Origin of the sequence: Lacinutrix sp. Bg11-31 (genome assembly GCF_002831665.1) — a bacterium.
Classification (GTDB): domain Bacteria; phylum Bacteroidota; class Bacteroidia; order Flavobacteriales; family Flavobacteriaceae; genus Lacinutrix.
Genome location: NZ_CP025118.1, coordinates 1,395,658 through 1,410,790, shown reverse-complemented (window position 1 = coordinate 1,410,790; position 15,133 = coordinate 1,395,658). Strand labels below are relative to the sequence as shown.

Sequence of the window (15,133 nt, the reverse complement as noted above, 5' to 3'; positions counted from 1 at the left end):
AAAACTTGATAGGTTATTATTAAAACATAATCATATGAACGCACTAAAATATGGCATCTATAGCCTCTTACTAATCACAATGAGTTGTAGTAACGAAGAAAAACAATTAGAAGTTGAAGTATTTGAAACTTCAGCCAGCGGAAATAATTTAACTAAGCTCACCAATTTCTCTGGAGAAACAGCTACAGATACCATCAAGCTTTTACCAAACAATAAATTGCAAACTATAACTGGTTTTGGTGGAGCATTTACAGAATCTTCGGCTTATTTACTCAATCGTTTGAGTAAGAAAAATAGAGACACAATTCTGCAAGCTTATTTCGCAAAAGATGGAGCTAATTATTCCTTAACCAGAACGCACATGAATTCTTGTGACTTCTCATTAAGTCAATATTCATATTCACCAGTTGCCAATGATATGGAGTTAGAACACTTCACTATTAAAGAAGACAAAGACGATTTAATTCCAATGATTAAAGATGCTATGGCAGCATCAGAAGATGGTTTTAAAATCTTTGCTTCACCCTGGACAGCAGCACCTTGGATGAAAGATAATAACGAATGGGTTGGTGGTAAATTATTACCAAAATACTATGATACTTGGGCATTGTTCTTTTCAAAATATATAGATGCTTATAAAGCTGAAGACATAGATATTTGGGGATTTACTGTAGAAAACGAACCACACGGAAACGGTAACAATTGGGAAAGTATGCATTTTACACCAGACGAAATGACCAATTTTGTACAACACCATTTAGGTCCAAAATTAGAAGCAGATGGTCATGGCAATAAAATTATTTTAGGTTACGATCAAAACAGAGCAGGTCTAAAAGAATGGGTAGACTCTATGTATGCTACCGAGGAAACTTCAAAATATTTTGATGGAACAGCAATACATTGGTACGAAAGCACCTATAAAATTTTCGCTGAAGAATTACAATATGCACACAACAAAGCGCCAAACAAATATTTAATAGAAACAGAAGGTTGTATAGATTCACAAGTACCTATGTGGAAAAACGATACTTGGTACTGGGAAAAAGAAGCTACAGATTGGGGATGGGATTGGGCTTCCGAAAAAGACAAGTATTTACATCCAAAATATGCACCAGTAAATAGGTATGCTAGAGATATAATTGGTTGTCTTAATAATTGGGTAGATGGTTGGGTAGACTGGAATATGGTATTAGATAGACAAGGTGGACCAAATTGGTTTAAAAACTGGTGTGTAGCTCCTATAATTGTAGATCCAGATGCAGACGAAGTTTATTTTACACCATTATATTACGTAATGGCACATTTTAGCAAATACATGCGTCCAGGAGCAGAAGTTTTTGAAGTAGAAAATACAGATAAAGACTTACAAGTTGCAGCAGCCAAAAATCCAGATGGCTCAATTGCGCTGGTGGTATTTAATGAAGGTAAAACGAATAAAAATTTCATTTTAGTATTAAACGATAAAAATGTAAGTATTAAAGTAAATGCACAAGCTTTACAAACAATTATGATAGCTAATTAACTGAGTGTATTAACTAACAAGCCACCTAACTAACAACTAAAAATTATGTCAAACACAAAAACGTCTTCAAAAGTGCCAATGGGTCAAAAAATTGCTTTTGGACTCGGTATGCTTGCTAACCAAATGTTTCCTGCTGCTTTGGGTATTTTTATGGTCGTTTTAGTTCAGAATCTAGGTTTTCCTACTTGGATGTGGGGCATTTTATTTTTTCTGCCTCGCGTTTTCGATTCTATAACAGATCCAATAATGGGATTCATTTCAGATAATACAAGATCTGTTTGGGGTAGACGTAGACAATATGTGTTTTTAGGCGCTATTATTATGGGGATTTCATTTGCCCTTATGTGGCAATTATATAAAGACGATGGTTTAATGTATAATTTCACTTACTTCTTAATTTGGTCTTTAGTTTTTTATTTAGGGCTTACCATTTTTTCTGTGCCTTATGTAGCAATGGGTTACGAAATGAGTGACGATTTTCATGAGCGTACAAATATCATGGCAGTGGCGCAATGGATAGGGCAATGGGCTTGGGTTATTGCACCATGGTTTTGGGTCATAATGTACGATCCTTCTTGGTTTGAAGGTGGTGCAGATGTTGCCACGAGAACAATTGCTATTTGGGTTGCTGTTGCATGTGCTATTTTAGCAATGGTTCCTGCTGTTTTTATAAAAAGTAAATCAACTAAAGATGATGTAAGTTTAACACCTTTAACACTAAAAACAATTGGAGGTAGTTTAAAACAAATTGTAGAGAACTTTAAAGAAGCCTTTAAAATTCCAGTTTTTAGAAAATTGTGTTTTTCTACATTTTTAATTTTTAATGCGTTTAATACAGTTGCTGGCTTTTCTTTTTTTATCGTCGTATATTATTTATTTAATGGAGACGCAGGAGCTGCTGGTATTTGGCCAACCTTATTAGGTAGTATAGGAGCATTAATAACTACTTTCTTGGTAATACCTATTGTAGCTAAGATGTCAAAAACATGGGGGAAAAAGAAAGCTTTTTTGGTATCTCAAGGAATTTCTGTTATTGGTTATCTTATGCTTTGGTTTTTATTTATTCCAGGCAAACCGTATATGTTTTTATTTGCATTGCCATTTTTCTCATTCGGGATTGGAAGTTTATTTACATTAATGATGTCTATGACTTCGGATGTTATAGATATAGATGAATTAAATACAGGAAAACGAAGAGAAGGCGTTTTTGGAGCCATCTATTGGTGGATGGTAAAGTTTGGTTTTGCAATAGCAGGATTATTAACAGGTGCAATTATGTCGTTAGTAGGGTTTGTACCAGATGCTGTAAATTCTGAAGCTTCTGTAACAGGAATTAGATTATTCTACTCAGGATTACCAATAGTAGGTACACTTGCAGCCATGTGGATTATGCGTAATTATGACCTTACAGAAGAAAAAGCAGTTGGAATAAGTGCGCAATTAGCTAAACGTAAAGCTGAAAAAAAATCAAAAGAAATCTCTTCAGGATATGGAGTAGGGAATTTATTAGGAATAAATGGCGATTTAAAATTAGGTAAATATTCAGAAATCGATTTTAGTAACAAAGACGCTAATCATATAGAATCTTTGTTTTCTACATATTTACAGCGTAGCATCAACGGTTTATGTTTTAGCCCATATATTGAAGGACAGGATGCAGGAGATATCCTCTCATCAGAACAAATTTACCGTCGTACAAAGGTAATTTCACCTTATATAAAATGGGTTCGATCATTCTCATGTATTGAAGGAAACGAACTCATCCCAGAAGCAGCACATAATAATAACAAAAAAGCAATGGTTGGTGCTTGGATTAGTAACGACAAAGCACGAAACGAAAAAGAGATCGAAGCCCTAATAAAGCTTGCAAAAGAAGGATTTGTTGATATTGCTGCAGTTGGGAATGAAGTGCTTTTGCGTGGTGATTTAACTGAAGAAGAATTAATTATATACATTAATAGGGTTAAAGAAGCGTTATCAGGTTTAAATATACCTGTTGGTTACGTAGATACTTATTACGAATATTATAACAGACCAAAATTAGTGGCTGCTACAGATATTATTTTAGCAAACTGTTACCCATTTTGGGAGGGATTTGCTATAGAAGAAGCATTAACACATTTAAGACAAATGCATGCTTTAATGCAGAATGTTGCAAACGGCAAGAAAATTATTATTGCAGAAACTGGTTGGCCAAGCCAAGGAGAGACAATTGATAATGCAAAACCAACCAAATTAAACGCCATGAAATATTTTATTCAAACTCAAGAATGGGCAACTAAAGAAGGTGTGGAAATGTTCTATTTTTCTTCATTTGATGAATCTTGGAAAATTCGTATTGAAGGAGAATTAGGTGCACGTTGGGGAATTTGGGATAAAGATGAAAAATTAAAATACAGCTAAAAGAGTATTCAAAATAAACGAATTAATCAACAAATTAAAATTAACTAGTTATGTCATTTAGAAACGAAGACTACTATCCTTACAACGGTGACAAATTTTCAGAACAATCAGAACAATCAGAGCAATCAGAGCAATCAGAGCAATCGAATTTTAATTTCTCTGAACACTCAGGAGTAGATTTTTCAGAATACACAACAGAAGACTTAAGAAAAAACTGGAGAGACAGCTTAAATAAAGGTATGCATGGTATCTGTTTTAGTATGTATGAAGATGGTCAACAACCAGGTGATACTATAACTGTTGAACAAGTAGAAAGACGTGTTGTAAAATTAAAACCACATACCAAATGGATTCGTTCTTTTTCTTGTATCGAAGGAAATGAGCATGTACCAAGAGTAGCCAAAAAACATGGTATAAAAACACTAGTTGGTGCTTGGTTAAGTGACAATAAAGAAGACAACGAAAAAGAAATAGAAGGCTTAATACAATTAGCAAAAGAAGGCTGTGTTGATATTGCAGCAGTTGGCAATGAAGTTTTGTATAGAAACGACTTAACCTTAGACGAGTTATTAGGTTATATATGGCGTGTAAGAGAAGCATTGCCAGGTGTTCCTATAGGTTATGTAGATGCTTATTATGAGTTTTCTAGACATCCACAACTGGTAGATGCCTCAGATGTTATACTAGCTAATTGCTATCCCTATTGGGAAGGTTGCCATATTGATGGTTCTTTAAACCACATGCAGCAAATGTATAGGCAAGCAGCACATGCAGCCAGTGGAAAAAAAGTAATTATTACAGAAACAGGCTGGCCAAGTGAAGGCGGAAGTTTAAAAGGTGCTTTTTCTTCTGAAGAAAATGCTATGAAGTATTTTGTAAATACACAAGCATGGGCCAAACAAGCTAATATTGAAACATTCTATTTTTCATCTTTTGATGAATCATGGAAAACTGGAGACGAAGGAGATGTTGGTGCATTTTGGGGGCTTTGGGATAAGCACGAAAAGTTGAAATTTTAACCTTTATTAAAAAATAATAAATTTTAGTATATTATAATTAGTCTTTTAAATTAAAAGTCTTTTTTCTGCTAATAACAGTTAATGGGCTTTTTTTATTTAAATTAGATTTTGATAATTCAGTATATTTATAAACACATATTATTAATTAAAATGAAGAATATTAAATTTCTAGTAGTACTGTTTATTTGTAGTTTATGTCTTTCATGTAATAATGATTCAGAACGTAATCTATATCCCGAAGAATTAATTGGTGGTTTTGAATTACTATCGTCTGAAAAAACAGGCATAGATTTTAATAATCGTATACAAGAATCCGAAAAAGTAAACCACCTATATTACAATCAAATATACAGTGGAGCAGGAGTTGCAATTGGAGATATTAATAATGATGGATTACCTGACATTTTCTTCTGTGGTAATCAGGTTAATGATAGATTGTATTTAAACAAAGGCGATTTTATATTTGAAGATATTACAAAAAAATCTAAAGTTGCTATAAATCCGGGATGGTCTTGGGGAGTAACTATGGCAGATGTTAATAATGATGGCTATTTAGACATTTACGTGAGTAGAAATGGCGAGTCTATGAATCCTGAAGACCGAAAAAATCTATTATATATTAATAATCAAGATCTCACGTTTACAGAATCAGCAATGACTTATGGTATCGCAGATGTTGGTTTTTCTTCACAAGCTGTGTTTTTCGATATGGATAATGATGGAGATTTAGACATGTATCAAGTCAATCAACTTCCAGATTCTAGATTGTTTAAACGCTACATTAATATTCCTAAAGAACGTTATAAATTCTATAGAGATAAATTATATATTAATGATGGTGGTCGTTATAGAGACATATCTAGACAAGCTGGCCTTAATAATAATTACACCTACGGATTAAGTGTTAGTGCTAGCGATTTTAATAATGATGGCTTTACAGATTTGTTTGTATCTAATGATTATGATGAGCCAGACTATTTATATTACAATAATGGCGACGGTACTTTTAAGAATGTAATTAATGAGAAGTTAAAACACATTTCTAACTTTAGTATGGGTACAGATACTGGCGATATTAATAATGATGGTTTTATGGACTTAATGACATTAGATATGGCTTCAGCAGATCATTACAGATCAAAAACCAATATGGGATCTATGAGTACTACAAAGTTTAATAAAATGGTAGCAGATGGTAAGCACTATCAATTTATGGCAAATACCTTGCAAGTTAATACTGGAGAAGGTAGTTTCTATGACATTGCTAGTATGACAGGAATGGCGCAAACAGATTGGAGTTGGGCAGGATTGTTAGTAGATTTGGATAATGATGGCTTGAAAGATGTAATCATATCTAACGGTGTTAAAAAAGATGTTAGAAATAATGATTTTTTAACAGGATTAAATAAGCAATTGGAAACAGATTCTAAGGATTTTTATAGCATGAGTAAGCTTGCACCTTCAGTTCCACTTTCTAATTATGTGTTTAAAAATAAAGGAGGTTTACAATTTAAAAAAACGACTAAAGAATGGGGATTAGAAACACCTAGTTTTTCTAGTGGTATGGCATATGGAGATTTAGATAATGATGGCGATTTAGATGTTGTAATGAATAATATGGAAGCTTCTGCATTTGTTTATAAAAACAAGGCAACAGGTAATTTTCTAAAGATTGATTTTAAGGGTTCTGAAAAAAATAAATTTGGATATGGAGCCAAAGCTATAATACATTATAATGACAAGATCCAAACTGGAGATAATACACCAACACGTGGTTATTTATCGTCGGTAGAGCCAAAATTATTTTTTGGTTTAGGTAAGGATGTTGAGGTTAGTAAAGTAGAGGTGATATGGCCAGATGGGAAAGTAAATGTTTATAAAAATGTTTTAGCAAATACCACTATAACTGCAAAATATGATAATGCAAAAGAGGTAACTAAAGCTCCTAAAATCGATAAAAAGCTGTTTAAAGCAATAAATCCATCCAATATTGGTATGTCATTTAAACATGAAGAAAACGACTTTAATGAATACGAGAAAGAAGTTTTATTGCCTCATAATATTTCTCAAAATGGCCCATTTTCAACTGTTGCAGATGTTAATAATGATGGTTTAGACGATTTGTTTGTTGGAGGAGCAGTTGGGCAAGCTGGTGTGCTTTATTTGCAAAATAAGGATGGGAGTTTTAAAACAAACGGTGCTCAACCATGGTCAAAGGATAAAGAATCAGAAGACTTAGGAGCACTGTTTGTAGATGTTGATGGTGATAGTGATCAAGATTTATATGTTACAAGTGGTGGTAGTGAGTTTGTAAGTGGAAACCCATTATTAAAAGATAGATTATATATTAATAATGGAACTGGAGTATTTACTAAGAGTACCGATGGTTTACCAAATATATATGAAAGTACTCAATGTGTTAAAGCATCAGATATCGATGGTGATGGGGATTTTGACCTATTCGTGGGTGTAAGACTTATTGCAAATAAATACCCATTTCCGGCTAGCAGTTATATTCTTATTAATACTAATGGTAAATTTAAAAAGGCAAATAGCACTATCGCACCAGATATGGAAAACATAGGGATGGTTACCGATGCCGTTTTTACAGATATTAATAACGATGGTGATAATGATTTATTGATAGTAGGCGAATGGATGGAAATTATAGCGCTTGAAAATGAGAATGGAACATTTGTAAATAACTCTAAACAATATGGTTTAGAAAATACAAGAGGTATTTGGTGGTCTATAACTGCTAGCGATTTAGATAATGATGGTGATGATGATTACATCATAGGAAACCTTGGTAAGAATATTAAATTCAAGGCTACTAAAGAGCATCCTTTTAAAATCTACGCTAACGATTTTGATAAGAATGGTACTAATGATGTCGTGTTAGCTAAATTCTACAAAGATGATTACGTTCCTATGAGAGGTAGAGAATGTACAAGTCAGCAAATGCCTTACATAGCAGAAAAATTTAAAGATTACCACAGTTTTGCTTCTTCAACATTATTAGATGTTCTTCCAGATGAAGAAGTTAAAAATGGAGTAGTATATGAAATCAATAATTTTGAAAGCATTGTTTTAATCAATAATAATGGTAAACTAGAACGTCAATATTTGCCTATAGCAGCACAAGTTAGCCCAGTAAAAGGAGCTTTGGTTGACGATTTCAATGCAGATGGATTTAAGGACATCCTAATAATTGGTAATCATTATGGAGTAGAAGTAGAAACCATACGTTATGATGCAGGATATGGCTCGTTATTACTAGGTGATGGTAATAACAACTTTAAAGCTTTACCACCTACTAACAGCGGTTTTCATATTCCTTTAGATAGTCGTTCTATAAAAGCTATTCAAATTAAGGAGGAGAAAGCAATAGTAGTAACTAATAATAATGATGGATTAAGTATCTATAAATATAATGTTATTAAATAGTATAATATTTTAGTTAGGAACTTGACCGTTTTTTATTGCACTTTTCTTAATACTATTACAGTATTAAAATAGTTTTTTCTGTTAACTCTTCTTAAAGTAAATTGTATTAAATAAGCTGATTTTAAACTTGTATAGCAGATAACTAGTTGTTATTTAATTAATTCGCTTAAAACATAAGCTATAACACCACAACATTACCACAACATTTTCACAACAAGCTATCTCTAAGCAGTTTATTAAACTAAAAACAAGGTGCTTTTATAATTTAAATAGACAACTGTAAAAGGCTTTACGTTGTGTATTCTATATATAATAGTACTCTTTTTATGTTCTGTATGTTTTTTGTAGTGGTACTATTTAGGAATTTCGTAAAGTTTTACACATATATTTATCAATATGGGAATTTGATATAATTTCCTTAATTTTTTATTAACTAAATAAATATATATCATGAAAAAAATTACCTTATTATTTATGATGCTAGCCGTATCTTTCGGTTATGCTCAAACTTTACCTTTTGATTTTCAAGGTACTCTTCACGGTTTTATAGGAGATGGTGGTCCTGGTGTAACAAATGGTTCAGGAAATGATGTGCTAGAAATTACAGCAGGTGTATCAGATTGGGATAATGCCCAAGTAACTTTTGCTTCACCAATAGACCTTTCGGATGCAGCAAATAATACGTTAAGATTTACAATACAATCAACAACAGCTGCAGCAGGAGAGGTACACCAACATGGTGTTAGTTTCCAAGGTGGTGGTGGTGCTCTTGAAGCGAATTTTCAAACTACAGGTACGGATGTTTTAAATGTAGAATTAAATTTCAATGCAGGTTTAGGCTCAAGAGAAAAGCTGGTAATTTTTACTGATGTTGGAGATTTGGGTGGCATAGCTGCTACTCCTAATGTAGCAGGTATGAATACTGCTAGTCTTTCAGGCACATACATTATAGATAATATTAGCTTAGGTTTTGATCCAGGAACGTGTTCAGACGGTGTATTAAATAACGGAGAAACAGCAATAGATTGTGGTGGACCTAATTGTACGCCATGTGCAGCAGACGTAACGCCACCAACTGCATTTACAGCAGTTTTAGGTACTGTAGGTGGAACTTCTGTAGAATTATTATTAAATGCAACCGATGATTTAGGAGGAGATATAACTTATGATGTTACTTATGATGGTGGAGGCACTGCACAAACTACAGGAGCTTCAGGTGTTGAAAAATCATTAATTATTTCTGGTTTAACATCAGAAACAATGTATACTTTTATGGTTTCAGCAAGTGATGCTGCAGCTAATCCTGCAGCTAATAATGCAATATCAGTTCCTGCTACTACTTCAGCAATTATTGCTTTACCTTTTAATTTTGAAGGCACTCTTCACGGTTTTATAGGAGATGGTGGTCCAGGAGTAACAAATGGTGCAGGAAATGATGTGCTTGAAATTACAGCAGGTGTATCGGATTGGGATAATGCTCAAGTAACTTTTACTGATCCAATTGATCTTTCGAATGAATTCAATAATACTTTAAGATTTACAATACAGTCAACAACAGCTGCAGCAGGAGAGGTGCACCAACATGGTGTTAGTTTCCAAGGTGGTGGTGGTGCTCTTGAAGCGAATTTTCAAACTGTAGGAACAGATGTTTTAAATGTAGAATTAAATTTCAATGCAGGTTTAGGCTCAAGAGAAAAAATGATAATTTTTACAGATGTTGGAGATTTAGGTGGCATAGCTGCTACTCCAAACCAAGCTGGTATGAATACTGCTAGTCTTTCTGGCACATACATTATAGATAATATATCTTTAGGAGCAGATCCAGAAACGTGTGATGATGGTATAATGAATCAAGACGAAACAGATATAGATTGTGGAGGTGCAAATTGTTTACCTTGTGATGTAACAGCACCAACAGCGTTTACTGCTGCAGCTGGAACTATTGGCGCATTTTCAGTAGAGTTGTTGTTAAATGCAACAGATGATTCTGCAGGAACTATAACTTATGACATCTCTTATAATGGAGGCGCAAATACAGTACAGACCACTGGAGATTCTGGAGTAGAAACTTCTTTTTCAGTAGGAGGGCTTATGGAAAACACAGCATATACATTTGAAGTATCTGCAAGTGATGCGGCAGGAAATTCTGCAGCTAATAACGCTATTACAGTAATGGCTACAACAGTAGTAGATACTAGTACACCTTGTGCAGGTTTCTCTAATGAAGCACTTGAAGGATCTTGGTCTCAAGGAATTAATTATACCTTTGTTACAAGTGGAACAGATGTTACAGTTACTTTTGAAGTATTAGATACAGATAAACCGGGTCTTAATCCAGAAATTTTTGTTGAGCCATCTACTTTCTTACCAATGGATCAATCTGGAGCTCCAACTTACACCTATATATTTACAGGTCAAACTGATGGAACAGATTTAATGTTTTCTTTACGTGCTGCATATGCAGGTGGTTTAGTAAGATCTAAAATATTTACTTACACAGTAGGAGATGATTGTGCAGCTTTAGCTAATGATGATTGTGCATCTGCTTCTGTTTTAAATGTAGGGATTCTTGTTAATGGAGATACTACTAACGCAACAGATTCTGGAGTAGCTGCTGGTACTTGTGGAGCTGCTGGTGGAGATCAAGATATTTGGTATTCGTTTACAGCTACTGCACAAATGGTTACTGATGGAGCTAATTTTACAACAGATGCAGATCACGTAGTCGTTTATTCTGGTGATTGTACAACACCTACTGAGATTGCTTGTTTAGCAACTGGAGAAAACACTCCTGTTTTAGTAGATGGAACAACTTATCTAGTAAGAGTTTACAATTCTGGTATTGCAAAAGTAGCTGGACCTACAGCAATTACTCTAAATGAAGGTTCTTTATCTACTAGAGATTTCAATTCTAACTCAATTTTCTCTTACTATCCAAACCCAATAAATAATACGTTAACATTAAACGCGCAACAAGCGATTTCTAATGTAACAGTATTTAATATGTTAGGTCAAGAAGTTATTAAAACAGCACCAGATGCAGTATCTAATAATGTTGACATGTCTAACTTACAATCTGGAGCTTACTTTGTACAAGTAACGGTTGGAACAGCAGTAGAAACTGTAAGAGTTATTAAAAACTAATAATCACTTATAAAATGTTATACTAAAGTTTAGTGTACATAAATATTTTAAAGCCACTCTATTTAGAGTGGCTTTTTTATTGGTGTATTTCGTCCTGAAAGAAGTTTACTTATACTTAATATAATTTTTATTTTATGTCTAGATGAAATGTTAAGAATAAACATTACAAAAAAAAATAAAAACGTATTTAAGTAATAGAAAAAAAACTAAAAGAGCTCGTGTTTTTTCACGGTATAAACTAAATTTGTAATGTATTAATACAAATAATGTATGTTAAATAAAATAGGAGGTATAGTGCTAATATTTGTTTTTTTTGTGAGTTGTTCTCAACAAAACAAATCCGATATTAATAAAGAAGTTACAAACGACTTAATTAACGAAACCAGTCCATATTTACTTCAACATGCTTATAATCCTGTTGATTGGAAAGCTTGGAATTCTGAAACGTTAAAACTAGCTAAAGAAGAAGGAAAGCTAATTGTTATTTCTGTAGGTTACTCTGCTTGCCATTGGTGCCATGTTATGGAAGAGGAAAGTTTTGAAAACGATTCTGTAGCTAAAATAATGAACGAAAATTTTATTAATATTAAAGTTGATAGAGAAGAGCGACCAGATGTTGATCAAATTTACATGAGCGCTGTACAGCTAATGACAGGAAGCGGTGGTTGGCCTCTTAATTGTATTGCTTTACCAGATGGAAGACCAGTTTTTGGAGGTACTTATTTTACAAAAGAACAATGGACTAAAATTTTAGAAGACATGTCCAATTTATATAAAAGCAATCCAGAAAAAGTGATTGCTTACGCAAATAAATTAACAGAAGGAATTAAGAACACCAATTTAATTACTGTAAACACGGATAAAGTTAAATATAATAAAGATGCTTTAGCACAAATGGTAGATGCATGGAAAAATGCTTTGGATTTTGAAAATGGAGGGCAAAAAAATGCACCAAAGTTTCCAATGCCTAGCAATTTGAATTTTTTATTACGCTATAGTTTTCAAAATAACGACATAGAACTACAAAAATTTGTAAAAACATCGCTCTTAAAAATGGCTAATGGAGGTATTTATGATCAGATTGGAGGCGGTTTTTCAAGATATTCTATAGATGAGAAATGGCATGTACCTCATTTTGAGAAAATGCTTTACGATAATGCACAGTTAGTTAGTTTGTATTCTAATGCCTATCAATTAACAAAAAACGAAACTTTTAAAACTGTAGTTAAAGAAACGCTTGAATTTATAGATAAAGAATTGACACATGAGAATGGAGCGTTTTATTCTTCGTTAGATGCAGATAGTAAAACTACAGAAGGAGTATTAGAGGAAGGTGCTTTTTATGTCTGGACCGAAGAAGAGTTAAAACCTTTATTAAAAGAAGATTATGAGTTGTTTAAATCCTATTATAATATAAATAGTAGTGCGAAATGGAAAAAAGATAATTATATTTTAAATAAAACAATGACTAATGAAGCGTTTTTAAAAACTGTAGATATCTCTAAAGAAGACTTCATTACAAAACTACAAAACTGGAAATCGAAGTTATACAATGAGCGCAGCAAACGAGAACGACCAAGAACTGATGATAAAGTCTTAACCTCGTGGAATGCATTGATGCTTAAAGGATATGTTGATGCCTATCGCGCTTTAGATGATAAATCTTATTTAAATAAAGCGATTGAGAACGGACAGTTTTTAAAAAAAAATCTAATTAAAGAAGATGGCTCTTTATTTCATAATTATAAAAATGAAAAAAGCACTATTATTGGCTTTTCAGAAGATTATGCACATACTATATCTGCGTTTATAGAGTTGTATCAGGCTACTTTAGATGAAGACTGGCTTCACACAGCTAAAAATTTATTGGATTATGCAATCAAGCATTATTTAAATAAAGAAAGCGAGATGTTTTACTTTACTTCAGATACACAGACAGATTTAATAACAAGAAAAACGGAAGTTATAGATAAAGTAATACCGTCTTCTAATTCCGTTTTAGCCAAAAGTCTATTTAAACTCGGACATTATTATTCTGATAAAAAATACACAGATAGGTCTAAACAGATGTTAAATAATATTATTGTTGATGCTGAAAAAGCACCTTCTGGTTATTCTAATTGGTTAGGATTGTACTTAAACTGCTCTAATCCATACTACGAAGTTGCTATTTCTGGAAAAGAAGCTTTGCTTAAATTAAAAAAAATTAATGAGTATTATCTACCAAATATTTTAATTGCTGGTGCTGTTAAGGAAAGCAAATTACCAATAATGGAAAGCAGGTTTAATGAAAACAATACTTATCTCTATGTATGTGTAGATGGCAGCTGTAAACTACCTGTAAAAGAAGTAAGAAACGCAGTAGATCAGCTTTTAAAATAGATAAATTTTTTACTTTTTAATACTAAAACTAAAAGTACTTCCAACACCTTCTGTAGAAGTAACAGAGATGTCTCCACCTTGGTTTTCTACTAATTTTTTTACAGTTGCTAAGCCAATTCCTGTACCTAAATTTCCATCTTTATCTTTTTGGCCTAATGTTGTAAATAAATCGAAAATTGAGTTTAATTTATCTACAGGAATACCATTACCATTATCTTTAATACTAAAGAGATAGTGACTACTTGAAGTCTCAAAGCCTATCATTATCTCTGTTGTATTCTTATCATTGTATTTTATTGCATTCGTAATTAAATTAACTAAAATTTGAAGAGCTACAGGTTTATTGATATTAATATTTTCAATATTTTCCGAATACTCAAGCTTGATGTCATTTTTTGGAATTGCAATTTTTTTGGCTTCCAAAATTAATGTATTGAAAGTTAAAGATTCTTTTTTAAAGCTATGTAAAAGGTCATTTTTATAGTACAATAAGATGCCATCTATATAATCTTTTAAAGAAGAAGAAGAACTTTTTAAATAATTAAGGTAAGTTTTAGAGTCTGCGTTCAGTTTACCTTCATTCTCTTGTTCTAATAGTTCGGTTAACGAGATTATGTTGGCTAAAGGCGATTTTAAATCATGAGAAACAATAGAAGCAAACTTGTCTAATTCTAAGTTTCGTTTTTCTAATTTATTTTTAATGTCCTTTAGAGTCTTATTTTGTTTATGCTGTTCAAAAAGCCTTACAACCTGTTTAGACATTGCAATTAAAGCCTTTTTTTGAGCTTCATCTAGTTGTCGTGGTTCGTGGTCGTAAACACATAACGTCCCTAATTTATAACCTTTCGGGTTTACCAATGGCACACCTGCATAAAAAATAGCATTGTGGTTTTTTACAAGAGGATTATCATGAAAACGCTTCTCTTTTCTTGCATCTTCAACAATCATTATTTCATCTTCAGATTGTATGGCATGTCCACAAAAAGAAATGTTTCTTGGAGACTCATTAAGAGGAAAACCACAATTAGATTTTATATAATTTCTATCGTTATCTAATAGTGTAATTAATGAAATGGGAGCTTTGGCTATATAGCATATTATTTCAGTAATGTTATCGTAGCTGTCTTCAGGAAAAGAATCTAAAAGGTTGTAACTCTCAACAGCACGTTGTCTTTCAATTTCATTATTAGGTGTAGGTGCCTCAATCATTAGCATT

7 protein-coding genes are annotated in these 15,133 nt (G+C 32.7%); 6 read left to right on the top strand and 1 reads right to left on the bottom strand.

Going from position 1 to position 15,133, the window contains the following annotated elements; translation table 11 throughout:
• The first annotated feature begins 34 nt into the window (after positions 1-34).
• From CW733_RS06340 to CW733_RS06315, 6 genes are all read left to right on the top strand, one after another.
• Positions 35-1,522 carry a glycoside hydrolase family 30 beta sandwich domain-containing protein gene (locus CW733_RS06340; RefSeq protein WP_100998709.1) on the top strand — a complete coding sequence of 496 codons (1,488 nt, stop codon included), beginning with the start codon at positions 35-37 and terminating at the stop codon, positions 1,520-1,522.
• A 45-nt stretch (positions 1,523-1,567) separates the two neighbouring features.
• On the top strand, positions 1,568-3,925 hold the full coding sequence (locus CW733_RS06335) for an MFS transporter (protein ID WP_100996398.1): 2,358 nt from the start codon (positions 1,568-1,570) through the stop codon (positions 3,923-3,925).
• A gap of 50 nt (positions 3,926-3,975) precedes the next feature.
• Complete coding sequence (locus tag CW733_RS06330) at positions 3,976-4,944, top strand: glycosyl hydrolase family 17 protein (RefSeq protein WP_100996397.1); 969 nt, start codon at positions 3,976-3,978, stop codon at positions 4,942-4,944.
• A 150-nt stretch (positions 4,945-5,094) separates the two neighbouring features.
• The gene (locus CW733_RS06325; protein ID WP_100996396.1) at positions 5,095-8,391 is read left to right on the top strand and encodes a VCBS repeat-containing protein; all 3,297 of its coding nucleotides are present in this window, start codon (positions 5,095-5,097) and stop codon (positions 8,389-8,391) included.
• Positions 8,392-8,841: 450 nt separating this feature from the next.
• A complete protein-coding gene (locus CW733_RS06320) occupies positions 8,842-11,535 on the top strand; it encodes a T9SS type A sorting domain-containing protein (RefSeq protein ID WP_100996395.1) in 2,694 nt (897 codons plus the stop codon).
• A 270-nt stretch (positions 11,536-11,805) separates the two neighbouring features.
• The gene (locus CW733_RS06315) at positions 11,806-13,917 is read left to right on the top strand and encodes a thioredoxin domain-containing protein (RefSeq protein WP_100996394.1); all 2,112 of its coding nucleotides are present in this window, start codon (positions 11,806-11,808) and stop codon (positions 13,915-13,917) included.
• A gap of 9 nt (positions 13,918-13,926) precedes the next feature.
• Here the strand turns inward: CW733_RS06315 and CW733_RS06310 are convergent, their stop codons facing one another.
• Complete coding sequence (locus tag CW733_RS06310; protein WP_100998707.1) at positions 13,927-15,126, bottom strand: GAF domain-containing sensor histidine kinase; 1,200 nt, start codon at positions 15,124-15,126, stop codon at positions 13,927-13,929.
• Positions 15,127-15,133 lie beyond the last annotated feature (7 nt).